The sequence below is a fragment of the Pseudomonas sp. PS1(2021) genome, assembly GCF_020405165.1.
Classification (GTDB): Bacteria; Pseudomonadota; Gammaproteobacteria; order Pseudomonadales; family Pseudomonadaceae; genus Pseudomonas; species Pseudomonas aeruginosa.
This window is the reverse complement of the sequence record NZ_CP084484.1, coordinates 2,516,771-2,542,314: the sequence shown is the minus strand read 5'-3', so window position 1 is coordinate 2,542,314 and position 25,544 is coordinate 2,516,771. Positions and strand designations below refer to the sequence as shown.

At 65.1% G+C, this 25,544-nt stretch carries 18 protein-coding genes and 7 pseudogenes; 8 read left to right on the top strand and 17 right to left on the bottom strand.

Features of this window, described 5'->3' with window-relative positions:
* Positions 1 to 14: 14 nt before the first annotated feature.
* The 4 genes from LE197_RS12030 to LE197_RS12015 are packed head-to-tail and all read right to left on the bottom strand — an operon-like array spanning position 15 to position 3,890.
* A complete protein-coding gene (locus LE197_RS12030; RefSeq protein ID WP_009314568.1) occupies positions 15 to 638 on the bottom strand; it encodes a 2OG-Fe(II) oxygenase in 624 nt (207 codons plus the stop codon).
* 16 nt (positions 639 to 654) lie between these two features.
* Positions 655 to 1,929 (bottom strand): fatty acid desaturase, encoded by a 1,275-nt coding sequence (locus LE197_RS12025; RefSeq protein ID WP_003102695.1) that lies wholly within the window; start codon positions 1,927 to 1,929, stop codon positions 655 to 657.
* Positions 1,930 to 1,947: 18 nt separating this feature from the next.
* A complete protein-coding gene (locus LE197_RS12020) occupies positions 1,948 to 3,117 on the bottom strand; it encodes a hypothetical protein (protein ID WP_003088150.1) in 1,170 nt (389 codons plus the stop codon).
* A gap of 5 nt (positions 3,118 to 3,122) precedes the next feature.
* A complete protein-coding gene (locus LE197_RS12015) occupies positions 3,123 to 3,890 on the bottom strand; it encodes a sterol desaturase family protein (protein WP_003102692.1) in 768 nt (255 codons plus the stop codon).
* 761 nt (positions 3,891 to 4,651) lie between these two features.
* On the opposite strand from LE197_RS12015, the gene qscR reads away from it, so the two are divergent.
* The 8 genes and pseudogenes from qscR to phzG all read left to right on the top strand — a co-directional run bounded on the left by qscR (position 4,652) and on the right by phzG (position 12,134).
* A complete protein-coding gene (gene qscR / locus LE197_RS12010; RefSeq protein ID WP_003118960.1) occupies positions 4,652 to 5,365 on the top strand; it encodes a quorum-sensing transcriptional repressor QscR in 714 nt (237 codons plus the stop codon).
* A 481-nt stretch (positions 5,366 to 5,846) separates the two neighbouring features.
* A complete protein-coding gene (phzA, locus tag LE197_RS12005) occupies positions 5,847 to 6,335 on the top strand; it encodes a phenazine biosynthesis protein PhzA (protein WP_003450170.1) in 489 nt (162 codons plus the stop codon).
* 35 nt (positions 6,336 to 6,370) lie between these two features.
* Positions 6,371 to 6,859, top strand: coding sequence for a phenazine biosynthesis protein PhzB (gene phzB, locus LE197_RS12000; protein WP_003115119.1), 489 nt, complete (start codon positions 6,371 to 6,373; stop codon positions 6,857 to 6,859).
* A gap of 35 nt (positions 6,860 to 6,894) precedes the next feature.
* Positions 6,895 to 8,094: pseudogene (phzC, locus tag LE197_RS11995) on the top strand (phenazine biosynthesis protein PhzC); the annotation flags it as partial.
* Positions 8,095 to 8,107: 13 nt separating this feature from the next.
* Entirely contained in the window at positions 8,108 to 8,731 is a 624-nt protein-coding gene (gene phzD / locus LE197_RS11990; protein WP_003093625.1) for a phenazine biosynthesis protein PhzD, read from the top strand.
* Positions 8,728 to 10,614, top strand: a pseudogene (gene phzE / locus LE197_RS11985) (phenazine biosynthesis protein PhzE). The gene phzD and the pseudogene phzE overlap by 4 nt, the downstream one beginning before the upstream one ends.
* Before the next feature lie 13 nt (positions 10,615 to 10,627).
* Positions 10,628 to 11,464, top strand: coding sequence for a phenazine biosynthesis protein PhzF (phzF, locus tag LE197_RS11980; RefSeq protein ID WP_003093628.1), 837 nt, complete (start codon positions 10,628 to 10,630; stop codon positions 11,462 to 11,464).
* Between the two features lie 25 nt (positions 11,465 to 11,489).
* On the top strand, positions 11,490 to 12,134 hold the full coding sequence (gene phzG / locus LE197_RS11975; protein ID WP_003112073.1) for a phenazine biosynthesis FMN-dependent oxidase PhzG: 645 nt from the start codon (positions 11,490 to 11,492) through the stop codon (positions 12,132 to 12,134).
* A gap of 295 nt (positions 12,135 to 12,429) precedes the next feature.
* On the opposite strand, the gene LE197_RS11970 is transcribed toward phzG, so the two are convergent.
* The 13 genes and pseudogenes from LE197_RS11970 to LE197_RS11900 all read right to left on the bottom strand — a co-directional run bounded on the left by LE197_RS11970 (position 12,430) and on the right by LE197_RS11900 (position 25,544).
* Positions 12,430 to 12,654: a hypothetical protein gene (locus LE197_RS11970; protein WP_010791890.1), complete on the bottom strand. Its 225-nt coding sequence runs from the start codon at positions 12,652 to 12,654 to the stop codon at positions 12,430 to 12,432.
* Positions 12,655 to 12,731: 77 nt separating this feature from the next.
* Positions 12,732 to 13,022, bottom strand: a complete 291-nt coding sequence (locus LE197_RS11965) for a hypothetical protein (RefSeq protein WP_016068309.1) — start codon at positions 13,020 to 13,022, stop codon at positions 12,732 to 12,734.
* A pseudogene (locus LE197_RS37115) lies at positions 13,019 to 14,168 on the bottom strand (hypothetical protein). Before LE197_RS37115 ends, LE197_RS11965 begins: the two are co-directional and overlap by 4 nt.
* Positions 14,165 to 16,371: pseudogene (locus LE197_RS11955) on the bottom strand (phage tail protein). Before LE197_RS11955 ends, LE197_RS37115 begins: the two co-directional pseudogenes overlap by 4 nt.
* Positions 16,361 to 16,579, bottom strand: coding sequence for a hypothetical protein (locus tag LE197_RS11950; protein ID WP_015987655.1), 219 nt, complete (start codon positions 16,577 to 16,579; stop codon positions 16,361 to 16,363). The pseudogene LE197_RS11955 and the gene LE197_RS11950 overlap by 11 nt, the downstream one beginning before the upstream one ends.
* Positions 16,576 to 16,815 (bottom strand): hypothetical protein, encoded by a 240-nt coding sequence (locus tag LE197_RS11945; RefSeq protein ID WP_015987654.1) that lies wholly within the window; start codon positions 16,813 to 16,815, stop codon positions 16,576 to 16,578. The genes LE197_RS11950 and LE197_RS11945 overlap by 4 nt, the downstream gene beginning before the upstream one ends.
* Positions 16,816 to 16,823: 8 nt before the next feature.
* Positions 16,824 to 17,599 (bottom strand): annotated as a pseudogene (locus LE197_RS11940) (phage BR0599 family protein).
* 34 nt (positions 17,600 to 17,633) lie between these two features.
* Positions 17,634 to 19,335 (bottom strand): annotated as a pseudogene (locus tag LE197_RS37110) (hypothetical protein).
* Positions 19,335 to 20,257 (bottom strand): annotated as a pseudogene (locus tag LE197_RS11920) (hypothetical protein). The pseudogenes LE197_RS37110 and LE197_RS11920 overlap by 1 nt, the downstream one beginning before the upstream one ends.
* A 1-nt stretch (position 20,258) precedes the next feature.
* On the bottom strand, positions 20,259 to 21,215 hold the full coding sequence (locus LE197_RS11915) for a hypothetical protein (protein WP_015987650.1): 957 nt from the start codon (positions 21,213 to 21,215) through the stop codon (positions 20,259 to 20,261).
* A 7-nt stretch (positions 21,216 to 21,222) separates the two neighbouring features.
* Positions 21,223 to 24,630 (bottom strand): tape measure protein, encoded by a 3,408-nt coding sequence (locus LE197_RS11910; RefSeq protein WP_237043634.1) that lies wholly within the window; start codon positions 24,628 to 24,630, stop codon positions 21,223 to 21,225.
* Entirely contained in the window at positions 24,594 to 24,920 is a 327-nt protein-coding gene (locus tag LE197_RS11905) for a hypothetical protein (protein ID WP_226034046.1), read from the bottom strand. Before LE197_RS11905 ends, LE197_RS11910 begins: the two co-directional genes overlap by 37 nt.
* A 126-nt stretch (positions 24,921 to 25,046) precedes the next feature.
* Positions 25,047 to 25,544 (bottom strand): DUF6631 family protein, encoded by a 498-nt coding sequence (locus tag LE197_RS11900; RefSeq protein ID WP_014604052.1) that lies wholly within the window; start codon positions 25,542 to 25,544, stop codon positions 25,047 to 25,049.

Here is a 25,544-nt window from a genome sequence, read left to right as displayed (position 1 = left end):
TCCACGCCGACGGGTCAATAGACCCGCCGGTTCCGGTCCGCATGGCGACTGACGAAGAACACCAGCGAGACGCGCTCGCCGGCGGTCACCCGCTGGACCTCGTGGGGATAGCTGCAATCGCTGATGATCACCGAGCGCGGCTCCGGCTTGATGTCGTTGCGCAGGTTGCCATCGCGGTCGTAGACCACGAACTGGCCGCCGGCGAAGTAGGTGCCGAGCTGCAGGACGATGGAGTACTGGTAGTCCGGGTTGCTGTCGGTATCCAGGTGCCGGCCGATGAACGAGCCGGCCTTCATCCGGTTCACCTGCATGCGCCGCACGTAGAAGGCGTCGTCGCCCATCAGCTTGCGGAACAGGCTCATCACGTTGTCGTTGCAGACGCGCGGGATGATCAGCTCCGACAGCGCATGGTTGACCACCGTGGGACGGTCGCGGTCGGTCATGAAACGGGCCACGTAGAGGTCGTTCTCCTCGTCGGCGTCGCCGATCAGGATCTTCTCCCACGGCAGGGTCGAGTTGGCCAGGACCTGGTTCATCAGTTCCCAGTCCTGCTCGTCGTAGAGCGCGTCGCTGGGGGTGATATAGGCGCAGCCGTTGGCTGCCAGGCTCTGGGTGATCTGGGCAATCTGAGTATTCATGGGGTTTCCTGTGTGATCAGGCGGTAGCCTGGGATGCGGGTTGGTTGGTGTGGGGCTGGTTGGCGGCATCGGTCTCCGGAGCGAGCCGGGCATGGTTCTCGCGGTACCAGTCGACGATTCCGAACGGGTCCGACTGGCCGCGGCAGAGGTGGTCGCGCAGGATCAGGAAGTTCTCCCACATGCCCCAGGTCTCGGTCATCGGGCCGAACTTCGAGGGGCGCGCCTCGTTGGCCGCGCGCTCCGGCGCGATGCGCCAGAAGTTCACTCCCGGCTTGCGATGGTGGAAGTCGTGGCTGGGCAGGTCCTGCATGAAGGAGAACACCCGCAGCGGGATGTCGATCAGCAGCACGCCCAGGCTCCAGCGAACGAACGCCAGGGCGAAGGCCAGGCCCTGCTTGTCGGCCGGGTAGGGGCGGCCGAGGAAGCGTCCCCAGCTCAGCGAGCCGTAGTGCAGGAAGCGCGGCAGGCCGTGCTCGTTGCGGGCGAACCAGAGGTGCTCGGAGACGTGCTGGATCCACGACGAGTACTGGGTGAGGATGAAGATCGGGAACAGGTAGAACAGCGCGAACGCCTCCAGGTAGCCGCTGGCGTACACCAGGCCGAGCAGCGCGGCCCAGTAGAGCGCCCGGCTGACGCGCTCGTGGCGCGGGGCGGAGACGAAGCTGACGTCGAAGCGGAACTTCAGGTGCTCGAGGATCCGCGCCGGATGGAAGGGCGCGAGCACCAGGCGGGTCCAGAAGGCGCTCTCGGACATGCCCTTGTAGAAGCCGTGCTGCTTCATGAAGACCAGGTCGACGTCGTGCTCGGTATTGAAGGTGCGTACGCTGTGGTGTTCGTTCACGTGCAGCTTCACGTACTCGTCGCGCGGGGTGTGCAGGATCGGGATCGACAGGATCCACTTGCAGGTGAAGCGGGCCAGCGCCTTGTTCTCCAGGCTGGCGCCATGGGTGGTGTAGTGGAAGGTATGGAGGAAGCCGCGCTGGCGGTTGACCACCAGGCACATGATCAACGCGCCCAGCAGGCACTTCAGCCACAGTGGCTGCTGCGAGGCGAGCAGTTGCTGGCCGTAGATCACCGCGAGGAAGAACACCGCGTAGCCCCAACTGATGTGCAGGTAGAGCTGCCAGGGCTTGAGCAGGGTGTCTTTCGGCCGTCGCGGCGGGCGGTCGTTCAGCGACTTGCCGGTGACCCAGGTCCAGAACGGCTGGCAGGGCAGGTCCTTGTAGGTACGGCGCACGTCGATGCCGTATCCGTACTTGGAGTATCGGGTCTTGAACAGTTCATCTTGCATGGCGCAGGCGCTCCCTGGTTACAGGTAGTCGGTTCGGATGTAGAGCGTCGGGACGGTCGCGAAGAACGAGTAGAACGGCTCCATCCGGTAGTGATCGACGGCCAGCACGACGAAGTTGTCGAAGCGCTCGCCGAAGAGTTTTCCCATCAATGCGTACTCGGCGGCCTGGGAGACGAAGCTGGCCCAGATCTGCTCGCGCGACTGGCTGGCGAACCATTTCTCGTAGAGCGGCAGGCGCGACAGGAAGATCGATTCCAGGGCCGGGTAGTCCAGCCCGGTCTGGCCGTAGTCGCCCTGTTCCAGGCGCTGGACGATCTCGCCGTGGGCCCGGTGCCAGCCGTCCTCGCCGCCGCACATCTCGAAGAACGAGCAGGTCGCGGCCGGGCAGGGCAGGGCCCCGGCGATCCGCTCGAGCTGGCGCTCGACCTTGCCGAGGAAACCCTCGCGGGTCTCGCCGGTGGCGGGGTTGCGGTTGAACGATAGGTACTCGAACTCGCCGCCGAGGATCGCGTGGCGGATTTCCACCTGGCGCGCCCTGGCCAGCTCCGCCACCGCCTGGCCGGCGCTGACCAGCTTGGCGCCGGCCAGGCCGGGCTGGTCGCCGACTCGCTCGAAGGTGTAGCGTGGCTTGCCCTCGGCATCGCTGGAGTGCGAGTAGTCCGGGCATACCGCGCTCACCAGGTGCAACGGACGGCCTTCGCCAGCGGCGCGCTCCAGCGCCTCAACCAGGCCGCGCAGGGCCCGCTCGCTGGGCGGCATGACGTTGCCGGCGGCCAGCCAGCGCTCGATGTCGCGAGCGTGGCGGTCGAGCTGCGGGATGTCCGGATGCTTGAGCTCCAGCTCGCTCTTGGCGTTGACCGCATCGGCCAGGAGCAGGGTGGTCAGGGACGGGATGCGTCCCTTGCTCTTGAATCGGTGGATGTTGGTGACCACCGAGTTGCCCTGGCGCAGCTTGAAGTCGAATTCCTGGTGGCGCGACTGGAGGATCAGGTAGAACAGGTAGTTGCTGAACGGCAGCTCGCGCGCGCCGTGGGAGATGCGCAGCTCCAGATACCTGCGTTTCAGTTCGCCGAGGCGCGTTTCCAGTTGCGCATAGGTATGGTCGGGGACCACTTCGGCGAGGGGGAGGCCATACGAGATGGATTTCAATATGTTCCGGCTGAGACGGGAATCGATGTCTGGAATCATGGCGTTCACCTGACGTCGGGCTTGACCAGGACGGGAGCGGGCTGGGTTTTTCCGGGGAGGCTGTGCACGTCGCGGAACAGCAGCATGTCGACGAACTGCTGCTCCTTGTCGCCGGCGAAGCCCTGCGGCTCGTCGATGCGGCGGGGGTTCTCGTAGGTGCCGAACAACATGTCCCAGATCGGGAAGTCGCTGTAGTTGCACTCGTGGCGGTCGCGCTGGTGGTGGATGCGGTGCATCTCCGGGCGCTGGAACAGGTAGCCGAGGACGTGCGGGGTGCGCAGGTTCGAGTGGTAGAACATCTCGCCGAGCGCGGCGAACATGATGTAGTAGGCGCCGGCCTCGATGCTGATGCCCATCACCACGTAGGCGACGAAGCTGCCCAGCAGCGAGTTGAAGACCATCTCGGTCGGATGCTTGTAGAAGGAGGTGAATACCTCGATGCGTTGCGGCGCGTGGTGCAACTGGTGGAACAGCCGCCAGAGCGTGTCGTTGGCGTGGCGCGCGCGATGCCACCAGTAGGTGACGAAGGTGTTGACGAAGTAGGCGGCGAAGCCGGCCAGCAGTGGTGGCAGGGCATCCGAGGTGTGCAGCAGGCTGTGCCCCATCATCCATTTGTTCCAGGTGATGCCGGCGAGCAGGGCGATCGACACCTGGACGATGTTGAGGAAGATCACCCGGGCCACCCAGGTGCTCACCTTGGGCAATTTCCAGCCGGGAACCAACTGTTCCAGCATGAAGATGAATAGCGCCACTCCGATCAAGTAATAAATCATATTTATCTCCTCTTCCTTAGGGGCGGACGCCATGCGGAACTTTCATCGATACGAAAGGCCAGCGTCCTGTTTATTGTCTGAAGCACTTCTCGGCAGGCTGCGGTTATCGCTTCGCTATATTCGGAAGGCGATCTCGGTCAGGCGTGGATAGCTTGTCCATGGTCGAATGGAGCGCTCTTTTTAATTGCCTCAGAATGCGCTTCGTGAAAATCGGCACGGACAATGAAATGCCTGGTCGAATTAAATTGTCACAGCCCGGCAGGGACAACCTGCCCTTCCGGGCAGGTATCTGCGGAGAGATAGGGGGGGAAGTATGTAGTTGCCATTTCTGGTCCCCGGGGAGCCTCGTCGACGAGGCCCGCCATGGGCCAAGGTTTGTTGTCGGGAGGCTCTCCCGACGACGATGGAGCGTGCGAGAAGAACAATGAGAAAGACCGCCGTGAGGCCCATCGGAGAGCCGTTCTACGGTTTCCGCAAAGATCCGGGGCGCCGTCCCCTCCAGCCCAGCGCAGTTCCTGCGCGGCGCCTCGTGTCCGTGCTCATCGAGAAGTTCTCTTCAGCCTCGTTTCGTCGTCGCCCGGCGGGCGGCGAATGGGCTCGACCTCGTCCGGAACACCCGCACAGGGCCGGTGGCGATATGTACTTCCAGGTCCGGCTTGATAAAGGGAATTGTCATGAGTGGATAAGACGGAAACAAAAAAGAATAAAAACGCTGAAGAACCGAATCCTGCCGGGATCGATTGTTGACTGGTGAAGCTGGCATGCATGATGAGAGAGAGGGATATCTCGAGATTTTGTCAAGAATAACAACCGAGGAAGAGTTCTTCTCCCTGGTTCTCGAGATATGCGGTAATTATGGATTCGAATTCTTTTCATTCGGTGCGCGGGCGCCTTTCCCGCTGACCGCACCTAAATATCATTTCCTGTCCAATTACCCAGGGGAATGGAAAAGCAGATATATCTCCGAAGACTACACATCCATCGACCCGATCGTGCGCCATGGTCTCCTGGAATACACCCCGCTGATCTGGAATGGCGAAGACTTCCAGGAGAACCGTTTCTTCTGGGAGGAAGCGCTGCATCACGGCATCCGTCACGGCTGGTCGATCCCGGTCCGCGGCAAGTACGGGCTGATCAGCATGCTGTCCCTGGTGCGTTCCAGCGAGAGCATCGCCGCCACGGAAATCCTGGAGAAGGAATCCTTCCTGCTCTGGATCACCAGCATGCTGCAGGCTACCTTCGGCGACCTGCTGGCGCCGCGCATCGTCCCGGAAAGCAATGTGCGCCTGACCGCCAGGGAAACCGAGATGCTCAAGTGGACCGCGGTGGGCAAGACCTACGGCGAGATCGGCCTGATCCTGTCGATCGACCAGCGCACGGTGAAGTTCCATATCGTCAATGCGATGCGCAAGCTCAACTCCAGCAACAAGGCGGAGGCCACCATGAAGGCTTACGCCATCGGCCTGCTCAACTGAATCGACGCCTCGTCGCCTAGCGAGGCCGCCGCGCAAGCGTCCGGCCATTCACCGAATGGCCGGATAGCGTTTGCGCCGGTCGCCTGAGCGCAGCCTTCCCACCGGCAGCGTTTCCCCGCTGCCCCCTTCGCCATTGCGCCCGTCCTCCTGTTGTCCGGCACGCTAGTGCAACTTTCCGGGCGCTTGGCAAACCGGCCAAAGAATAGAACGGAATCGATGCCCCACACCTGTAATTTTTAAGGGGTTATGGCTATTGCAAAAAAGCGTTTATAAGTTTGTCCCCTGTCAAATCTGGTTACAACTGGGTTTCAGGCGAAACATTCGGTCATGGCAATTCGGCATTAGTTGAAACTTTGGAGACGCTCCGAAGCGGGCAACTTTTGCCCGGAAAAAGCTTCACGGCAATTTCTCCGGCCTGTCATCCCGATGTCTTCTTTCCGGTATGGATGCCAGTCGATTCGAACTGGCGGAGATTCGCACCATGCGAGAGTACCAACGGTTGAAAGGGTTTACCGACAACCTGGAATTGCGTCGGCGCAACCGTGCCACGGTCGAGCACTACATGCGCATGAAGGGGGCCGAACGGTTGCAGCGGCACAGCCTGTTCGTCGAGGACGGCTGCGCCGGCAACTGGACCACGGAAAGCGGCGAACCCCTGGTTTTCCGGGGCCATGAGAGCCTCAGGCGGCTCGCCGAGTGGCTCGAGCGCTGCTTCCCCGACTGGGAGTGGCACAACGTGCGGATCTTCGAGACCGAGGATCCGAACCACTTCTGGGTCGAGTGCGACGGGCGCGGCAAGGCGCTGGTCCCGGGGTATCCGGAGGGCTATTGCGAGAACCACTACATCCATTCCTTCGAACTCGAGAACGGCCGGATAAAACGCAATCGCGAGTTCATGAACCCGATGCAGAAATTGCGTGCATTGGGAATAGCCGTTCCACAAATAAAACGTGACGGTATTCCCACCTGATTAATGTTTATTCCAATTCAAGAGGAGATATGACGATGCTCGATAATGCCATTCCCCAAGGTTTCGAAGACGCCGTGGAGTTGCGCAGGAAGAATCGCGAGACGGTGGTCAAGTATATGAACACCAAAGGCCAGGATCGCCTGCGCCGCCATGAACTTTTCGTCGAGGACGGCTGTGGCGGTTTATGGACCACCGATACCGGCTCGCCCATCGTCATTCGTGGCAAGGACAAGCTGGCCGAGCACGCGGTGTGGTCGCTGAAATGCTTCCCGGATTGGGAGTGGTACAACATCAAGGTCTTCGAGACCGACGATCCCAATCATTTCTGGGTCGAGTGCGACGGCCACGGCAAGATCCTCTTCCCCGGCTATCCCGAGGGCTACTACGAGAACCACTTCCTGCATTCCTTCGAGCTGGACGACGGCAAGATCAAGCGCAACCGCGAATTCATGAACGTCTTCCAGCAATTGCGCGCCCTGAGCATTCCGGTCCCGCAGATCAAACGCGAAGGCATTCCCACTTGATCGAAACGATATCTCCTGCCGAAGGGGGACCCACCATGGACGATCTATTGCAACGCGTACGGCGCTGCGAAGCGCTGCAGCAACCCGAATGGGGCGATCCGTCGCGCCTGCGCGACGTGCAGGCGTACCTGCGCGGCAGTCCGGCGCTGATCCGCGCCGGCGACATCCTGGCCCTGCGCGCGACCCTGGCGCGGGTCGCCCGCGGCGAGGCGCTGGTGGTGCAGTGCGGCGACTGCGCCGAGGACATGGACGACCACCATGCCGAGAACGTGGCGCGCAAGGCCGCCGTGCTGGAACTGCTGGCCGGCGCCCTGCGCCTGGCCGGCCGGCGGCCGGTGATCCGCGTCGGGCGCATCGCCGGGCAGTACGCCAAGCCGCGTTCCAAGCCGCACGAGCAGGTCGGCGAGCAGACCCTGCCGGTCTATCGCGGCGACATGGTCAACGGCCGCGAGGCCCATGCCGAGCAGCGCCGGGCCGATCCGCAGCGGATCCTCAAGGGCTATGCGGCGGCGCGCAACATCATGCGCCACCTGGGCTGGGACGCCGCGTCCGGGCAGGAGGCGAATGCCTCGCCGGTCTGGACCAGCCACGAGATGCTGCTGCTCGACTACGAGCTGTCGATGCTGCGCGAGGACGAGCAGCGCCGGGTCTACCTCGGTTCGACCCACTGGCCGTGGATCGGCGAGCGCACCCGCCAGGTCGACGGTGCCCATGTGGCGCTGCTGGCCGAGGTGCTCAACCCGGTGGCCTGCAAGGTCGGCCCGGAGATCGGCCGCGACCAGTTGCTGGCGCTCTGCGAGCGCCTCGATCCGCGCCGCGAGCCGGGGCGCCTGACGCTGATCGCGCGGATGGGCGCGCAGAAGGTCGGCGAGCGCCTGCCGCCGCTGGTGGAGGCGGTGCGCGCGGCCGGGCACCCGGTGATCTGGCTGAGCGACCCGATGCACGGCAACACCATCGTCGCGCCCTGCGGCAACAAGACCCGCCTGGTGCGCAGCATCGCCGAGGAGGTGGCGGCGTTCCGCCTGGCGGTGTCCGGCTCCGGCGGCGTGGCCGCCGGGCTGCACCTGGAGACCACCCCGGACGACGTCACCGAGTGCGTCGCCGATTCCAGCGGCCTGCACCAGGTCAGCCGGCACTACACCAGCCTCTGCGATCCGCGGCTGAACCCCTGGCAGGCGCTCAGCGCGGTGATGGCCTGGTCCGGCGCAGAAGCGATCCCGAGCGCAACCTTCCCCTGGAGACCGTGGCATGAGCGGCATTCCCGAAATCACCGCCTATCCCTTGCCGACTGCCCAGCAGTTGCCGGCCAACCTGGCGCGCTGGAGCCTGGAGCCGCGGCGCGCGGTGCTGCTGGTGCACGACATGCAGCGCTACTTCCTGCGCCCGCTGCCCGAGAGCCTGCGCGCCGGGCTGGTGGCCAACGCCGCGCGGCTGCGCCGCTGGTGCGTCGAGCAGGGCGTGCAGATCGCCTACACCGCCCAGCCGGGCAGCATGACCGAGGAGCAGCGCGGCCTGCTCAAGGACTTCTGGGGGCCGGGCATGCGCGCCAGTCCGGCCGACCGCGAGGTGGTCGAGGAGCTGGCGCCGGGGCCGGACGACTGGCTGCTGACCAAGTGGCGCTACAGCGCCTTCTTCCACTCCGACCTGCTCCAGCGGATGCGCGCCGCCGGCCGCGACCAGTTGGTGCTGTGCGGCGTATACGCCCACGTCGGGGTGCTGATCTCCACGGTCGACGCCTACTCCAACGACATCCAGCCGTTCCTGGTGGCCGACGCCATCGCCGACTTCAGCGAGGCGCACCACCGCATGGCCCTGGAATACGCCGCCAGCCGCTGCGCGATGGTGGTCACCACCGACGAGGTGCTGGAATGAACGCCCTGCCCACATCGCTGTTGCAGCGCCTGCTCGAACGGCCGGCGCCGTTCGCCTTGCTCTACCGCCCGGAAAGCAATGGCCCGGGCCTGCTCGACGTGATCCGCGGCGAGGCGCTCGAACTTCACGGCCTGGCCGACCTGCCGCTGGACGAGCCCGGCCCGGGCCTGCCGCGCCATGACCTGCTGGCGCTGATTCCCTACCGGCAGATCGCCGAGCGCGGCTTCGAGGCGCTCGACGACGGCACGCCGCTGCTGGCGCTGAAGGTCCTGGAGCAGGAACTGCTGCCGCTGGAGCAGGCCCTGGCGCTGCTGCCGAACCAGGCGCTGGAACTGAGCGAGGAAGCTTTCGACCTCGACGACGAGGCCTACGCCGAAGTGGTCGGGCGGGTCATCGCCGACGAGATCGGTCGCGGCGAAGGCGCCAACTTCGTGATCAAGCGGCGCTTCCAGGCGCGCATCGACGGCTACGCCACGGCCAGCGCGCTGAGTTTCTTCCGCCAGTTGCTGCTGCGCGAGAAGGGCACCTACTGGACCTTCATCGTCCACACCGGCGAACGCACACCTGGTCGGCGCCTCGCCCGAGCGACACATCAGCGTGCGCGACGGCCTGGCGGTGATGAACCCGATCAGCGGCACCTACCGCTACCCGCCGGCCGGGCCGAACCTGGCCGAGGTCATGGAATTCCTCGACAACCGCAAGGAAGCCGACGAGCTGTACATGGTGGTGGACGAGGAGCTGAAGATGATGGCGCGGATCTGCGAGGACGGCGGCCGGGTGCTCGGACCCTACCTCAAGGAGATGGCGCACCTGGCGCACACCGAGTACTTCATCGAGGGCCAGACCAGCCGCGACGTGCGCGAGGTGCTGCGCGAGACGCTGTTCGCCCCGACCGTCACCGGCAGCCCGCTGGAAAGCGCCTGCCGGGTGATCCGCCGCTACGAGCCGCAGGGTCGCGGCTACTACAGCGGGGTGGCGGCGCTGATCGGCGGTGACGGCCAGGGCGGGCGCACGCTGGACTCGGCGATCCTGATCCGCACCGCCGAGATCGAGGGCGACGGCCACTGCGCATCGGCGTCGGCTCGACCATCGTGCGTCACTCCGATCCCCTGGGCGAGGCGGCGGAAAGCCGGGCCAAGGCTTCCGGGCTGATCGCCGCGCTGAAGAGCCAGGCGCCGCAGCGCCTGGGCTCGCACCCGCACGTGGTGGCGGCGCTGGCCAGCCGCAACGCGCCGATCGCCGACTTCTGGCTGCGCGGCGCCAGCGAGCGCCAGCAGTTGCAGGCCGACCTGTCCGGACGCGAGGTGCTGATCGTCGATGCCGAGGACACCTTCACCTCGATGATCGCCAAGCAGCTCAAGTCGCTGGGCCTGACGGTGACCGTGCGCGGCTTCCAGGAGCCGTACTCGTTCGACGGCTACGACCTGGTGATCATGGGCCCCGGCCCGGGCAACCCCACCGAGATCGGCCAGCCGAAGATCGGCCACCTGCACCTGGCCATCCGTTCGCTGCTCAGCGAGCGCCGGCCGTTCCTCGCCGTGTGCCTGAGCCACCAGGTGCTGCTGAGCCTGTGCCTGGGCCTGGACCTGCAACGCCGGCAGGAGCCCAACCAGGGCGTGCAGAAACAGATCGACCTGTTCGGCGCCGCCGAGCGCGTCGGCTTCTACAACACCTTCGCCGCGCGCGCCCTGCAGGACCGCATCGAGATTCCCGAGGTCGGCCCGATCGAGATCAGCCGCGACCGCGAGACCGGCGAGGTCCATGCCCTGCGCGGGCCGCGCTTCGCCTCCATGCAATTCCACCCCGAATCGGTGCTGACCCGCGAGGGTCCGCGCATCATCGCCGACCTGCTGCGTCACGCGCTGGTCGAGCGGCGGCCCTGAGCCAGGAGAGCCCATGCACAGATATGTCGTGATAGACGCCTTCGCCAGCGAACCGCTGCAAGGCAACCCGGTGGCGGTGTTCTTCGACTGCGACGACCTCAGCGGCGAGCGCATGCAGCGCATGGCGCGGGAGATGAACCTGTCGGAGAGCACCTTCGTGCTCCGCCCGCAACAGGACGGCGACGCGCGCATCCGCATCTTCACCCCGGTCAACGAACTGCCGTTCGCCGGCCACCCGCTGCTGGGCACCGCCATCGCCCTGGGCGCCGAGACCGACAAGGACAGGCTGTTCCTGGAGACCAGGATGGGCACCGTGCCCTTCGCCCTGGAGCGCCAGGACGGCAAGGTGGTGGCCTGCAGCATGCAGCAGCCGATCCCCACCTGGGAGCACTTCAGCCGCCCGGCCGAGCTGCTCGCCGCCCTCGGCCTGAAGGGCTCGACCTTTCCCATCGAGGTCTACCGCAACGGCCCGCGCCACGTGTTCGTCGGCCTGGAGAGCGTCGCCGCGCTGTCCGCGCTGCACCCCGACCACCGCGCGCTGTGCGACTTCCCGGACCTGGCGGTGAACTGCTTCGCCGGCGCCGGGCGGCACTGGCGCAGCCGCATGTTCTCGCCGGCCTACGGCGTGGTCGAGGACGCCGCCACCGGCTCCGCCGCCGGGCCGCTGGCGATCCACCTGGCGCGCCACCGGCAGATTCCCTACGGGCAGCAGATCGAGATCCTCCAGGGCGTCGAGATCGGCCGGCCGTCGCGCATGTACGCCCGCGCCGAGGGCGCCGGCGAGCGGGTCTCGGCGGTGGAAGTGTCGGGCAACGGCGCGGCCTTCGCCGAAGGCCGGGCCTACCTGTGAACGGGCAGAACGGAGGAACGCCATGATGGGCGTCAACGCGAACATTTCCGAGTCCCTCACCGGGACCATCGAAGCCCCTTTCCCGGAGTTCGAGGCGCCGCCGGCGAACCCCATGGAGGTGCTGCGCAACTGGCTGGAACGCGCCCGCCGCTATGGCGTGCGCGAGCCGCGGGCACTGGCCCTGGCCACGGTCGACGGGCAGGGCCGGCCGTCGACGCGGATCGTGGTGATCGCCGAGCTGGGCGAGCGCGGGGTGGTGTTCGCCACCCACGCCGATAGCCAGAAGGGCCGCGAACTGGCGCAGAACCCCTGGGCCTCGGGGGTGCTGTACTGGCGCGAGAGCAGCCAGCAGATCATCCTCAACGGCCGCGCCGAACGCCTGCCCGACGAGCGCGCCGACGCCCAGTGGCTGAGCCGCCCGTACCAGACCCACCCGATGTCGATCGCCTCGCGGCAGAGCGAAACCCTCGCCGACATCCACGCCCTGCGCGCCGAAGCCCGGCGCCTGGCGGAAACCGACGGCCCGCTGCCGCGCCCGCCGGGCTACTGCCTGTTCGAACTGTGCCTGGAGTCGGTGGAGTTCTGGGGCAACGGCACCGAGCGGCTGCACGAGCGCCTGCGCTACGACCGCGACGAAGGAGGCTGGAAGCACCGCTACCTGCAACCGTGACGACACCGCTGCGCCGGCGTTTCACGGCGGATATGCGTCCCGCGGCCCCGGAGCCGGGCCGTAGGGCGAATAACGCCACCGGCGTTATCCGCCGCTGCGCTGGCGTTTCATGGCGGATAACCGCAAGCGGTTATTCGCCCTACGCGGCCTCGAAGCCCACCCGTTTCATGGTGGGTAATCGCACGCGGTTATTCATCCCACACGGCCTTGTAGCGCGGCGCGAAATTTGGCGCGGATTTGCGCAATAAATGACGCGCCCTAACCGTTTCGCCAGCGGCAAAAGAATTTCAAAAGATCAGCACAGCACGACGATATCGCCATCGGCTACCCGCTCAGACAGAGCGGTCAGCTTGCCGATGCCCTCCCGCAGGAATCGGCCGAGCTGCTCGATGCATTCGCGCTGGTCCTCGGTGAGGCTGAACTCGGCCTCCATCGCTTCCATCAGATCAAGGCAGCACTGGTTGAGAAACCCCACCTCCAGCAGCTCCGCCCGCAGCCTCCGTCTAAGCACCTCGTCCATACCAACATCCCTATCTACTCCGCACATCAGCTAGGGACCGTAGCAAAAGGAGACGTTGGTCACAATTATCAAAACGCTTAGGACTGGGGGAGCGGATAGCGTTCTTTGATCGCCTGCACGGCCGCGACCCATGCCTCCAGGTCCGGCTCTGTACCGGTAGCGATGGCGTCAAACTCGGCCTCCAGGCGCAGCGGGTCGGACTCGGTGCGATAGGCCTGGCGGCGAAGCTCCTGGACCTCTGCGAGGAGGTCGTCGGGATGGAACGCCAGGTCGCCGACCGGGACGCCAGCGAGTGCGGCGGCCTCGTCCAGCGTGCCATCCCATTCCGCGAAGAACTCGCCTTTCAGTAGAACTCGTTTCATGGTCATGCACTCTGTGAGTTGACGGTTGCAATGGGCGCGAAGTGGATTCCGGGGTCAACTAGCCCCCCGAAGAAAGCGGGACACGCCATAGCCGCAACCCCGCCTAGAGTCATGTGGAAGTACGGAAAACCGTTGTCGTACCCTTGCGCGGATCGCTTCGAAAGGCGGACATGCTTCCATCCATCAGCGGGGGTTAGTACCTGCCCCGGTAGTACGGGTTCGCCGTTAAGCCATATCCGGTAATCTGTCGTCGGAACCCCCGCCGGCATGAAATGGAGCGATCCGGTTTCAGCGCGCACCCACATCACCGCCGTACTCCATCCATCGGCGATGAACAGCGCTCGCGATACGTTGGTCATTTGAAGATAGCGGGTAGTCCCGTCGAGCCCAGAGGAACCCGTTGTCGCGTTCGGCCCTGCTGTCACCAGGGCGGTATAGAACTCCACCCCGTAGCGGGCAAGGCTACCGCTCGGCCGTCCCATCGCCACTAGCAAATCTTGGACGCGCTGGTTGATGTTGCCCGCCGTCCCGCCGTTTGTGGTGTTGTCGTAAATATACTTCCCGCCGTCCGTAATCGTCGCCCCGTTCCACGGCGAGAGGAACGTGCTGGAAAACGACCCGGTGAAGCGCAGAATCAGCGGATTGATGATGCCGGCGAATCGTCCGCTGTCGGGCATCAGATTGAGAAACGGCATGCCGTTGAGGTCTGCCACGGCAGCGGTCCCAAGTTTCCCCACGCCCCGTTGTTGCGTGCGTAGTTGCTGCCGTCGCTGGGCGCGTCCGACATACCGCCCACCAGCTCGACCCACGCCGTGCCGGAATACTCATACGTCTTGACCTGGCCGCTCGGCGTCGTCTCGTTTGCGACCTGGACACGCCAGCCCAGCCGTGGCGGCATGTACTCCCAAATTGCCGTGGTGGCGCCCGTTGCCCACCAGCGCGCTAGGCGGTTCTGATTGGAGCCGGAGCCAGTGAAAATGTACGTGTCCCCCTCGGCCTGGCCGCTGGTCGGGAGCGCGGCGACGCGCCCCTGACGACCGGCTGCCTCAGAAAGTCATCCCAGCGCCACATCCGAATCAGATCGCTGTAATGCCCTTCTCCCGGCAAGCCGTTGATCAGCAGGCCGGTGTTAGGCCCCATATAGAGAGTCATGCGGAAACGCCTCCAAGGTCTTCGCCCAAGCGGAAGCCCAGGCCGTGTCGTTCGATGGTGATGTCGTGTTGCTGCCAGGATTGGATTCCGTCGCGGACGCTGCGCAGGACTAGGCGCACGTCCTGGAGCGGGCCGTCAGCGACGTCTTCGGCCAGCGGATAGGACCAGTTACTGGATGTGAGGCCGGCATAGGTGCGCTTCAGCGTCGTGCCGCTGTAGACCTGGAGCGTCACCGTCGCCCCATCTTCGGGCCCGATGTTGCCGACAGTGGTATCGATCAACTGGTCGGCCTGGCCGATCCGGTCGCGCTTCGCCCAGCTCACCGACAGCGCCCCGTAGACCTTCGTTGGGTACGCGCTGCCGTTGATGCGGAACTGGCCGGGCGGGTACGGCTTACCTTGGCGCCCGGTCAGCGTCAGGCTGTCGGTGGCGGCCAGCGCCGGGGCCAGTTGGCCCTCGCTGGTGTTGGTCAGCAGCCGGGCCTGGAGCGTCACGCCCTGGCTGTATACCGTCTCGTCCACCGCTTCGAACGTGTCGTAGAACCAGACCCGAGCCCCGGCCAAGTGCTTGGCCGGCACGGTATCGGCGCAGCCGCGCGCCAGGGTGACGGTGCCACTGGCATAGTTGACGGCATCGACCCGGACTATCTCGTCGTCAACCACAGCGGCCTGGCCGACAGTGACGTCCTCCAGCCGACTGGCGTTGGTCAGCGTGACCACGTTCGGCCCGGCCGCCAGCGGCAGCTCGGCGGCGAGCAGGCCGGTCGGGCACCAATCCCCGGTTCCTCGATCAACGAACGCGCCAGAGCTGCCGACGCGGTCGGTCAGGGTGTAGCTCTGCGACAAGCTTGTCGGCGCCTCGGCCAGCGCAGCGAGGTAGGATGCGGACACGTCCAGGAGCTGGAGATTCGCCGGATCGATCACGCCGGCCAGTTCGCGATATGGCGCCTCGATCAGTCGGCGCACAGTGATCGCCCGAGGCGTCCGGTCGGGCGGAATCCAGCCCGGTGGCGGTGGCGCCACGCCGGTTGTCGCCGGCAGATTAAACTGGTCCTGGACGACGGTCAGAGTGATCTTGCCGTCGCCGAGGAAGTTGTCCTCGATCCGGCCGACCCTGACGACGGTTTCAGGGATGCCGCGTCGGGTCGAGCGGATGAGGAACGGTTGGCCGGGGTTCAGGCTGCGGGCGCGGCGGTCGAATACGCCTTTATAGCGCTTCAGGCCGGTTGTCTTCAGACGCATTTCCCGCTCCCCGACTCGCCCGGCCAGCTCGCCAGTCGGCACGCCCAGGAACTCGACTTCCTCGGACGACCGCCGCCCCTGCGAAGCGGCGACCGCGTTGTTGTTGACGATGACCTGGCGCTGCGCGCCGTCGGTCTGGTCGATGTACTTGACGATAAGCTGGCTCGGCGCGAGCGAGGTCGAGCCGGTCTTCTCCTGGGTGATCTCCAGGAGGCCGCTGTCCTCGTCGAACAGCGGCAAGTCTGCAACGCTGTAGTCGTCCCGCAGGAGGCGGATGCTGATTTGTCCAGTCTGTCGGTTCGGGTAAACCTCGGCGCCGATATGCGATTTCACCGTCTCGCAGAAGTTCTTGAAGCTGTCGGACCGGGTCCACTCAAAGCACAGCCCGAAGCCTTCGGCATACAACGTGTCGGCAGCAGCCCGCCAGCTCGCCTCGTCCATTCTTGTGCGGGCCAGCCCCGGAAGTCCCGGCCGGTGTAGACGAGATAGAGGATATGCGCCGGGTTCATCGCTTTGATCTGACCGTCCGCTAGCCAGACAAACTGCTTTTCGGGATACCAGGGTTGCCGTCCCACAAGCGGTTCCCGCCTCGGCGCAGAATCTCCCACTTCTTCGGGTACGGGTTAACCGAAGTCACCAGGCCGGAATAGAAGCACGTGGTAACGCCCCCGGAATGCCGGCACCAGGCCGCCGAGCATCGCCGCCAGGCGCGGCAGGACGCCCTGGTCCTCTTCACCGAACAGGACATCCAGCGTCCCATCGAGCCCGCCTTCGCCCTTGTCACCGCCGAACAGCTCAGGCGCGTTGATGCGGACCTGGCCATTGCTGGTGATTGACCCTTTCCATGCAGTCTTACCACTCGCCCGGATAGCACAGACTTCATCGACCTTCTTGCCCAGGGCGAAATGGATGTCGAAGTAATAGCGCCACCCGACCACCTGAGCCTTGGGTTTAGCGCCCATCAGCCACCTCCCGGCGCGCGTGCTCAACCAGTTTGAGCGCGAGCGCGTCGCCAGTCGCGATCAACAGGTCAGAGTCGATGCCGTCCTGCAAGAACGCCATCCAGTCCAGGCCGTGGCGCTTGAAGAATTCCCGCGCCCGGCCGTGGCAGTAGCCCTGCCGGGTAGTCCAAGTCGGGACGGTGTGCAGGTGCTGTACAGTCACGATCATTTCTTGCTCGCCTTGGTTTTGATGGCCTTCATGCGGCGGCGCTCTACCGTCAGCACCATCCACGACTTCGACCAGCACTGGCCGAACACCACCGCTTGATCTTCCCCTTCCTCGCATAGCGGGAAGTCAGCGGCATCGAATGCTGCTGGCTTGGGTTTCTGCGGTTTCGGCGCCAGGACGCTGGATAGGATGTACGACGCCGCCAGGATGGCGAGATTGATTGTGATCGGGTCCATGGCCTACCTCACCAGACCTGGTCGCCGTCGAACGGCGACCTGCCTTGCAGCTTGTTGAAGCCCCGGAAGTTCAGGATGTTGCCGAATTTGCTGTCGCAGGTTTCCGCGAGCCCGTCGCAACCCGGATACACCCGCAGCTGGCTCCCCGCCGGAATGCCCTCGGTGCCGCCCAGGATGTGCAGATCGGCCCCGGCGTGCTGCTCGATGAAGCGGCGGTCGTAGTTATCGCCGTCCACCTGCCACTCCACATAGCCCCGGTAAACCACCCATCGGCGTAGCCGGCGACCACGCCGCTGGAGATCACCCAGCCGCTGATGCTCTGCGGCGTCAGCGTCACGCGATACGGGACGAGGTTGACCTTGCAACGGTGGTCGCCAACGATGGCCGTGCAGGTGCGGCAGTAGGTGTCGATCAAGCCCGGCTGGTCCATCAGCTCGTCTTCGGACACGCACGTTATGCGGCAGCTATCCATGGTCGGCCAGTCCACATCGCCAATCTGGCCTACCCAGGAAACCGCTGCCTCGGCGTCGCCGTAGTGCATGTCGTAGACGACTAGGTCGATGGCATCACTCGGCGACCGGGTCTTGTACAGCAGCGCGACATCGAGGTCGGCCGGCGCGGTGATGACGAACTGGTCGGACTGCGGATCGCCGGAACAGATGATCCCGTTGTCGGTGATGCCGCCCTGGACCGTGCGGAAAATCTGGTTCTGGTAGGTGATGTCCCGGTCGCTGCTGTTGTAGCTCCAGCGGATCGCGCCACGGCTGAACTGGTACAGCCGCACCGGCTGCCCATCCGCGAGCGAGCTTTCGCGGCTGTTAAAACTCATCGTCACGAACCCCCTTGAACGTCAGGGCGGCAGTGGCGACGCCCTCGCTGTCGGTGACGTGCTCAATCTCGACCACGTCGCTTGCGGCGCTACAGAGCGCCATGAAACAAATGCGCGCCACGTCGCCAGGCTCGACCAGCCGGCCCAGGGCGGCGTCGATGGCCAGGCGCTCGGTGTCGGCGTCCAGCTCGGTGCTGGTAAGGATGCGTCGGTGATAGACGGTGCCGTCGTACAGCTCGATGCGGATATCGCGACGGCCCGGCCGACCATTGGCGAAACGGGCATAGCCGATATTGCGCACGTCCAGCGCGGTGGACAGCTGCGAGACGGTGGCGACCAGGGTCAGGTCGTCGGCGTGGGTCGGCACCCACAGCGGCTTCTGCTGACCGCGTAGCGCATAGACCAGGCTGCGGAACGCCGACCGTTCGGCTCGGCCCATGCCGATCCAGCGATGACCGATGACGGGCAGCGCCATGCCGGCGACGTCGGTCACGCGGGGAATGGCGCTGCCGTTATCCAGGGTGGACAGCAGGCGCTGATAGCTCGACGTCAGGTCTTCGCTTTCGTCGGGGCGCTGTTCCAGGACAGGACGCCCCCGGTACATCGTCGCCGGCATCACCTCGGGCCAACTGCTGGGTTCCATCACAGGAACGACACCCGCGCAGACTGCGCGGTATCGGTCAGCCGGGTCAGCGTGGGCTGTTCGGTCAGCTGCGCGGTGCGCACTGGGTACAGTCGCGAGCCAGTTCCCCACGCGGCCTGGACGGGCCGCACCAGGTCCAGGCCGCTGGCGGTCACCGTCTTGACCTCGACGACCTCGTAAGTAAAGCGTCCTCGCCGCGCAGCATCGCCAGACCGCCGTCGCGGAAGTCGAGGCCGGCCGTGTCGCACGGAATGCTCAGCGACCCGGCCGCCAGCGGCTGGTGGAGCAGCTGGATATCAGGCCAGATCGGCAGCGCCCAAATGCGCGCACCCCAGCCGAACAGCGTCATGTCCAGCAACTGCCGCTCGCGATCCACCGCGTACATGTTCGCTTCGAACTCTCGGCGCGGCGCCAGGCGCATGGCTCGGCGCTGGGTCACGGCCGATTCGCTTTGCAGGATATTTGTCGATGCGCTCAGGCGTTCGACGATGCTGTCGCCCCAGTCCGGCGCGAACGTCCAGGCGATGATGCGATTGCCAGTGATGACCAGGGCCAGGTCCGGCTCGCCCTGGAGCCTCCAGATGATCCGGGCATTGACTACGGGCGGGCCGTCGGTGCCAATGCTGACCGTCCAGGTGCGTTCCTCCAGGGCGGCAAAACCCAGCGGCGGCGAAGCCTGGCCGGACAGCGTAATGCCGTCTGCGGCTTCGCGGTCGATAGCGGTCAGCATGCGCGGGCTGAAATAAGCGTTCCAGACTGATGCCGGTCGTATCTGGGTGCTGACGACGTTGCCCAGTTCCATTGCGGTCGGAATCAACCAGAGGCGGTTGTAGTAGTTCTCTTCCAGAGCGCTTTGGTGGACAGCCTGGTAGGTCGAATGGATCACCTCTACCGGCTGATGCGCCCCATAGGCGCCGGCCCAGGTCGAGGCCGCGACCGCTGCAAGGCTGATGTCCTGGTTCAGCTCCAGGGCGTCGATATTCGGCGTGATGCCGGCAACGATCCCCTCCACAGGCTTCGGCACCTGGAACCCTGGAAACGTCGCCATCACTCGACCACCCGGAAGCAATAGCCGACCCAGGCGCTGGCGCTGTCGAAGTCGGTAGCGGTTCCGCGTTGGAGCAACGGATAGACGCGCCAAGTGTCGCTACCGACGACAAGCGGATCACCAGGCGCGAGGAAGGCCATGTTGCATATGCCAAAGTCCGGCACTTCGCCCACGTAGCGCGAGCGCTGCTGAGCGCCGAACGCATAGATGGCGCACGGCACAGTGGTGGTCGAGCTGTTCAGCTCGTTTGCGCTGGCGTCGATCAGTCCGACGTCAGGATGGTACTGACTTCTGTAGTTTCCACGGCCTGGCCCGATGACCCGCCGGGGATGGTCGTCGTGTAGTCGAATGGCAGCCAGTCGGGCGAGGGGCCGCCATCCAGGCCATCCACACGCAGTACGCAACCACCGTCGCTATAGCGAACGTGATAGCCGTCGAACGGATGACAGGACCAGCTCGATGTCAGCATCTGGCCCGTATGATAGATTACGGAGCCGCATACGTACTGGCCGCCGCTGTATTCGACTCCGCGCTTGTTGAGCGAGCCAATCATCACCGGCCGGAACTGACCGGCCGCAATCTCGACGTGCAGGTGCAGATAGGCCGCCGTGGCAAACAGGTGGTAGCGCGTGAACGGCCCACCGCTCAGCTGTGCGACGGTCGGTCCCTTCGACGAATAAGGGTTGTTCTGCACCGAGTTACCGGGCTGCGCGTTCCACGCCAGGCTGTTATCGAACCCCGTATTGCCCGCCATCTGGAACTGATTGGCTCCGGCATTGAATGACCAGTACCCATCAGCGTTGTGACAAAGCCATTCCGATGCCGAGGCGCGGTCGGTGACCCAGCCGAGCGACTCGGCGTGGACGCGCACCTTGGCGAGCAAGTCGGCCGGGTTGTTCGCTGTTCCTGTGAAATAGGCCATGTCAGTCCTTCCTGATCGCGTAGAGCCAGGGGTTGCCCGAGCGCCAGGCGGTTTGGAAAACAACGTGGTCCACTCCGTCCTCGACAATCACGTCCTCGGCGCCGGAGTTGAGCGTTGGCACGTAGAAAGCGCCGTCGAAGTCGCCCAGGTTTCGGCGACCCTCGGTTTCGCGGGTGACGAACGACAGCGCCTTGAGCGGGAACTTCCCGAATGAATCCCGCAGTTGTTTGACCACGGTGTCACTGCTGCCCGCATAACGGCCGCAGCCCAGCGGGAGGAGCGTCCGATTGTTGTAGTCGGACTCGTTGGCAGCCCCTCCGTCTACAGTGAAACCGAGCCAGCGCCCGGCAGGATCGCGGAGATAGCAGCTTCGCTCGTAGGGGCTGCTGATGCCTCGGTGCCGGTCGCTGACGTCTGACCAGCGAGTTGCAACGTCACCACGGTAGGAGCCCACGACGGCAAGCGGGTACGGATACTGCGACGGCGGACAGGGTGGCAGGATGAAGCCGGCGCCGGCCGACTCGTAGATCGTCGAGACTTTCACGACGATCCAGAAGCGTCGGCCGTTAGCGAAGAACCAGTACGGCATGGGCTGGTTCCACAGCAGCGCCTGAACCCGTGGGCTGTAGTTGGCAAACGCGGTCCAGTAGTCGCCACCGGGCGGGATCGCTCCAGGATTAAACGCCGTGCCGCCCATCAGGCGCAGGTTGTAGTAGTCCAGCGCCGTATCGCCATAACTCTGAATCCCCATGTAGATGGCGTCGGTGCCGCCCAGGCCTGGGGCGCGCAGTGTCACCTGGCGCACGGCGATGGCCGTGCCGGACGCGGGGATGGTGTTGTCGAAAACCTTTTCGTAGGCCTGCCCAGCCGCGACCAGGTCCGGGCTCACGGTGAGGAACTGGACCAGGCGCTCGACCAGGTCGGCGTGGTTGACGGCGGTGCCGAATTCGGTGGCCATGGGACTCCTAGATAATCTGCTTGACGGCCTGGCGGTTCTTGTTCAGCCAGACCAGGAAGTGTTCGCCGCCTTTGCCGGCCCACATGTCGGCCGCCATCTGATCCGTGTCCTGAACGGCGTGCAGGTAGATCGAGTTGGCGACCGAGGTACTGAAGTTCTTGGATGGTTCGGGCAGGTTCGCGCCGACACGGACGGGGGCCGGCAGGTTGGGGGCGGGAATGCCGGCACGTCCGCCCGTTGCGTGACGAACAGGATTCGCCCAGCCGGCCAGTGCGGCCATGCCGTAACGGTTGAACTGTTCGAGAAATGCCAGAGCGCCAGGTTGCTTCACGACGGCGGCACGGGTGACGTACTCCCAGTCCGACAGGCGAGCTGGAATGCTGTCACTGGTGGACGTACCGGGGCCGCGTACATGGCCGCCGCTGGCAAAACCGAACGCTCCAGCGATGGAGGACCACCAACTGCCGCCACCCGCCGCTGCTCCGGCCGCACCCGCCGCGCCACCGGCTGCGCCCAGGCCCTGGACGCCGTTAGCAGCGGCCAGGGATGCGGCGGCGGCCTGGATTGCGGCAGCCCCAGTCAGCAACGACGCCCCAGCGGTCGAAAGCGCGCCGGCCGACGCGGTAACAGCCGCCGCGCCGGTCGTCATACTGGTGTCCTGCTGGCCGCCACCAAACAGCCCCATGATGCCGCTGGACAGCGATTGCGCGAGGTTCTGCGCCGCCATGTTCACCAGGGCATTTAGTACAGCCTCGCCCAGCGACGTGATGGCGTCGCGCAAGTCCATGGTCCCGGAAGCCAGTCCCTTAATAGCGTCGGTAAAGCCGGTAGTGAGCCCGTCCCGCAAGGTGGTTTCGAGCAGCGTCGTGGTCTGCTGGAGTCGCTCCGCTTCAGCTTCCAGCTGGGCGAGCGATTCAGCAGCAGCTCGGCCGACCTCGCCAGGCTGGCGGGCCATCTGTTCCAGGATCGGCCGAATCTGCTGGAGCTTCTCGTAAGTCGCTCGGTGAATGTCCAGGATTCGCTGCCGAGCGTCCATTTCGTTGATAACGCCGGCATCCTGCTGGACGTTGACGGATGACTCAGCTCGCTGTTGCTCGGCCAGTAAGTCGTCCATCTTCTGCTTGACGTCATCCAGACGGACCTTGGCCTCGGCGACGGGGATTAGCTTGTCGATCCAGGCCAGGCCGGCGTCGTTGCCCGCCTTTTCGAAGTCCCGACGCATCGCGTCAAATTTCGTCCGAATCTCCAGCAGCCCCGCGTCAACGGTGCGCCCGGTCGCCCGCAGATACTCGGCCTGGAGGTCGGCATTGGCGCTTGCATTGGCATCGGCTTGGCGCCTCTTCTCGTCGGCATCGATAGCAGCCAGGGCAGCTTCTGCCCTGGCCCTTAGCGCTCCGGTAAGTCCTTTCTCGGCCAGCTCGTAGGCGCGAACCTCGGCGCTATTCATACCCAGCAGGGCCGCCTGGCGTTCCAGCTGGGTGACGTAGCCCTCTTGGCTCTTGCGCAGTTGTTCCGACGTCTGAGCGCTCTTGCGCGCCGCCGCTTCAGACTGGCGTTTGGACTCGGCTTCGGCCTTGTTGGTGGCGTCCAGCTTCTGGTTGGCGGCGGCCTGATCCAGGATCTTCCTACCCAGCTCCGACGTGGCGTCGATACCTTCCTTGCGCAGGTAGTTCAGGGCTTCTTCTGTCGCGGTGAGGTTCTGTAGGCGTTCGTTCTGGCGCTCCAGGTTCTCCAGGTACTGCTTGCCCTCGCGCACGTTCTTGAAGCGGTCGCCGGCTCGTTCTGCCTCAAGCCTGCGCAGGGCTCCGGTCAGCGCCTGTACCCGTTCGTTGGCTTCGTCCAGGCTCGGGAGGTCCATGCCCGGCACCGTAGGAACGTCCGTGTCCTGGAGGGCCTCGGCACGCTGCTGTATCTGCTCGGCCTCGGCCAGTTGCTGCTTGATCTGCTCGATGCTCTTGCCGAGCTGGTCGTAGTTGGCCGTCTTCAGGTCACCCAGGTTCAGCGCCTGGATGATGTTCCGCGAGGCGTTGCGGATGCGGACGCTAGCCGACTCGGTTGCATTGGCGGCACGGTCCATGCCGGACTCGGCGTCACTACCGAAGTCCAGGAACGCCGTGGCCGCAATGGCAATCATCGAGATAACGCCGATGGGACCGCCCAGGAACCCCAGCAGCCGGCCACCGACCGCCGTCACTGTTCCCATGCCGCGAGCCAGGAAGCTGGATGCCGCAGCGGCGGCCGCAGAGGCGATATTCGCGTTGTTCGTGGCGACCGTCAGGGCCTGTTGTGCCGAAGCGGCGGCCGCGACTGCGGCGGTCCTACGCTGATAGGCGGCGGTGACGGCGGCCGAAGACGCCAGCGTCGTGGATGCGAGCGCCGCCTCTGCGGCCTGGACCTGCCTGATAATGGCCACTTCGGACAGGCGCAGCTCAGCCAGGCGAGCGAGGGACTGTTGCCGGCCAATATCGGTGATCTGCGCCTGAAGGCGGGCCTGCTCCAGCGTGCGCTCCGCGACCAGGGCGGCCTGGACGTCCCGAAGGTTCTGGAGGCTGGCGGTCTGGCGGGCGCGGCTGGCCGCCACCTCGGCCTCTGCCGAGGCGACAGCGGCCTTGGCCCGTTGCAGCTCCTGGGCAGCGGCTCGCTGTGCCGCCACGGCGGCGCCTTCGTCGGCCGTGGCTTTCTGAGCGGCGGCGATGGCAGCGGCGCGGCTGGCCGCCGCGTTGCTGAGCCAGGTAGTGGTCAGCCCGGTGATGGCCGCCACCGCTCGCCCGGCTGCCGTCACCATCACGGCATCCAGGGCGGTGCCCAGTAGCTCGGCGTTATCGCTCAGGCCGTCCATGACATTGGCGACCCCGGAAATGGCACCGGCCAGCGCTTCGCCCGCACCTCGGCCATTGGTGAACTCACCTACCAGGCGAGTGAACGCATTCTCCAGTTCCTGGACTGCCATCGAAACGGTCTTGATGCGGGTGGCGAACTGATCGTTCACGCCGGCCGCCGCATTGCTCAAGGCGTCCACCAGGACATCAGCTGTCAACTGGCCTTCGTTCGCCATCTTGCGAAGCTCGCCGATATTGACGTTGAGGCCATCGGCAATTGCTTTCAGCAGCGCGGGCGCCTGCTCGCTGACCGAGTTGAATTCCTCACCGCGCAGAACGCCCGACGCCAGAGCCTGGCCGAACTGGACCAGGGCCGCCTCGGCGCTCTGCGCACTGGCGCCTGAAATCGCGATGGACTTGGCCACCGTGTCAGTCAGCGATGCGACTTGCCGCTGGCTGATGTTCAGCCGGTCGGCGTTCTGCGCGAAACGCTGGTAGACGGTGGCGGTAGAGTCCAGCGCTGAGCTGGTCAGCTGAGCGATGCGGTATACGTCAGCGGTCACCGCCGCCAGTTGAGCCTGGGTGCTGGTGACCAGGCGCAGCCGGTTCTGGAGGTTGGTCCAGGCGTCGGTGGTCTGGATGATCTCCCGAATGCTGAACAGCGCCCCAGCCCCAGCGCAGCGGCCTTGATGGAGGCAGCAGGGGCCGTCATGCCGCCACCGATACGCTGGGTGGCGGCATTCAGTTGATCAGCATCCCGCGCCGCTGTCCTGGTGCTCTGGCCCAGTTCATCGACATTACCGTTCAGACGACGCAGGGCGTCCTGGGCGTCGTTCAGATCGGCGCGGATGCGGAGGGCCAGTGTCAGTTGCTGATTGTTCGCCATTTCAGGATTCCAACTGTCGGAGCAAGGCGGTGGCGTCCGTGCCTCCCACCATTCCGTACATCACCGCGTTAATGTCTCGGGCCTGCTCGCGGCGCTCAGCCGCTTGCGCCTCTTCCCAAAAGAGAATCAGCTGTCGCCGGGTGTAGTTGTTGAGGGCGTCGCGGTGGTGGCCGGCGCGAATGAGGTCGGCGAAGACTCGGCTCCAGAGCGCTGCGCGGCCAGTGCCATTTCCAGGAGGCGCGGACGCCAGAGCCGTCGGACGAAAAAACCGCTGTTCACCTCCCACCAGGTCAGCACCAGGGCTTCACCTTCGTCTGGCGGCAAAGTGTCCACCCAGTCCACAGACTGGCCGCAGCTGATCGCGATCAGCTCGCGCAGCGCGTCAGCGTGCAAGGCCAGGGCGTCGAAGATGACGTTGATCGACTCCGGGCTGTCCATCTTCTGCGGGGGAATAGCGGCCAGGCTGTCGCCAAGCGGCGCGAGTAGATGGTTGTGGCGCAGTTGCTCGCTGAAACTCAGCTCGCGGACGGTCACCTCGACGCCCCCGACCGTCAGTTGACGGTCGGGAAACAGAACCTCCAGGCTGCCATCGGGAGCAGCCGCTTTCGCCTTCGGCTTCGCCAT

What these genes read in the sequence shown, in the direction of transcription:
- phzB (WP_003115119.1), top strand. Translation starts at nt 6,371, where the DNA reads ATGCTCGATAATGCCATTCCCCAAGGTTTCGAAGACGCCGTGGAGTTG.
- LE197_RS12020 (WP_003088150.1), bottom strand. Translation starts at nt 3,117, where the DNA reads ATGATTCCAGACATCGATTCCCGTCTCAGCCGGAACATATTGAAATCC.
- LE197_RS11965 (WP_016068309.1), bottom strand. Translation starts at nt 13,022, where the DNA reads ATGACCATGAAACGAGTTCTACTGAAAGGCGAGTTCTTCGCGGAATGG.
- LE197_RS12030 (WP_009314568.1), bottom strand. Translation starts at nt 638, where the DNA reads ATGAATACTCAGATTGCCCAGATCACCCAGAGCCTGGCAGCCAACGGC.
- qscR (WP_003118960.1), top strand. Translation starts at nt 4,652, where the DNA reads ATGCATGATGAGAGAGAGGGATATCTCGAGATTTTGTCAAGAATAACA.
- LE197_RS11970 (WP_010791890.1), bottom strand. Translation starts at nt 12,654, where the DNA reads ATGGACGAGGTGCTTAGACGGAGGCTGCGGGCGGAGCTGCTGGAGGTG.
- phzA (WP_003450170.1), top strand. Translation starts at nt 5,847, where the DNA reads ATGCGAGAGTACCAACGGTTGAAAGGGTTTACCGACAACCTGGAATTG.
- LE197_RS11915 (WP_015987650.1), bottom strand. Translation starts at nt 21,215, where the DNA reads ATGGCCACCGAATTCGGCACCGCCGTCAACCACGCCGACCTGGTCGAG.
- LE197_RS12025 (WP_003102695.1), bottom strand. Translation starts at nt 1,929, where the DNA reads ATGCAAGATGAACTGTTCAAGACCCGATACTCCAAGTACGGATACGGC.
- LE197_RS11945 (WP_015987654.1), bottom strand. Translation starts at nt 16,815, where the DNA reads ATGGACCCGATCACAATCAATCTCGCCATCCTGGCGGCGTCGTACATC.
- LE197_RS11950 (WP_015987655.1), bottom strand. Translation starts at nt 16,579, where the DNA reads ATGATCGTGACTGTACAGCACCTGCACACCGTCCCGACTTGGACTACC.
- LE197_RS11900 (WP_014604052.1), bottom strand. Translation starts at nt 25,544, where the DNA reads ATGGCGAAGCCGAAGGCGAAAGCGGCTGCTCCCGATGGCAGCCTGGAG.
- LE197_RS11905 (WP_226034046.1), bottom strand. Translation starts at nt 24,920, where the DNA reads ATGGCGAACAATCAGCAACTGACACTGGCCCTCCGCATCCGCGCCGAT.
- phzG (WP_003112073.1), top strand. Translation starts at nt 11,490, where the DNA reads ATGGGCGTCAACGCGAACATTTCCGAGTCCCTCACCGGGACCATCGAA.
- phzD (WP_003093625.1), top strand. Translation starts at nt 8,108, where the DNA reads ATGAGCGGCATTCCCGAAATCACCGCCTATCCCTTGCCGACTGCCCAG.
- LE197_RS12015 (WP_003102692.1), bottom strand. Translation starts at nt 3,890, where the DNA reads ATGATTTATTACTTGATCGGAGTGGCGCTATTCATCTTCATGCTGGAA.
- phzF (WP_003093628.1), top strand. Translation starts at nt 10,628, where the DNA reads ATGCACAGATATGTCGTGATAGACGCCTTCGCCAGCGAACCGCTGCAA.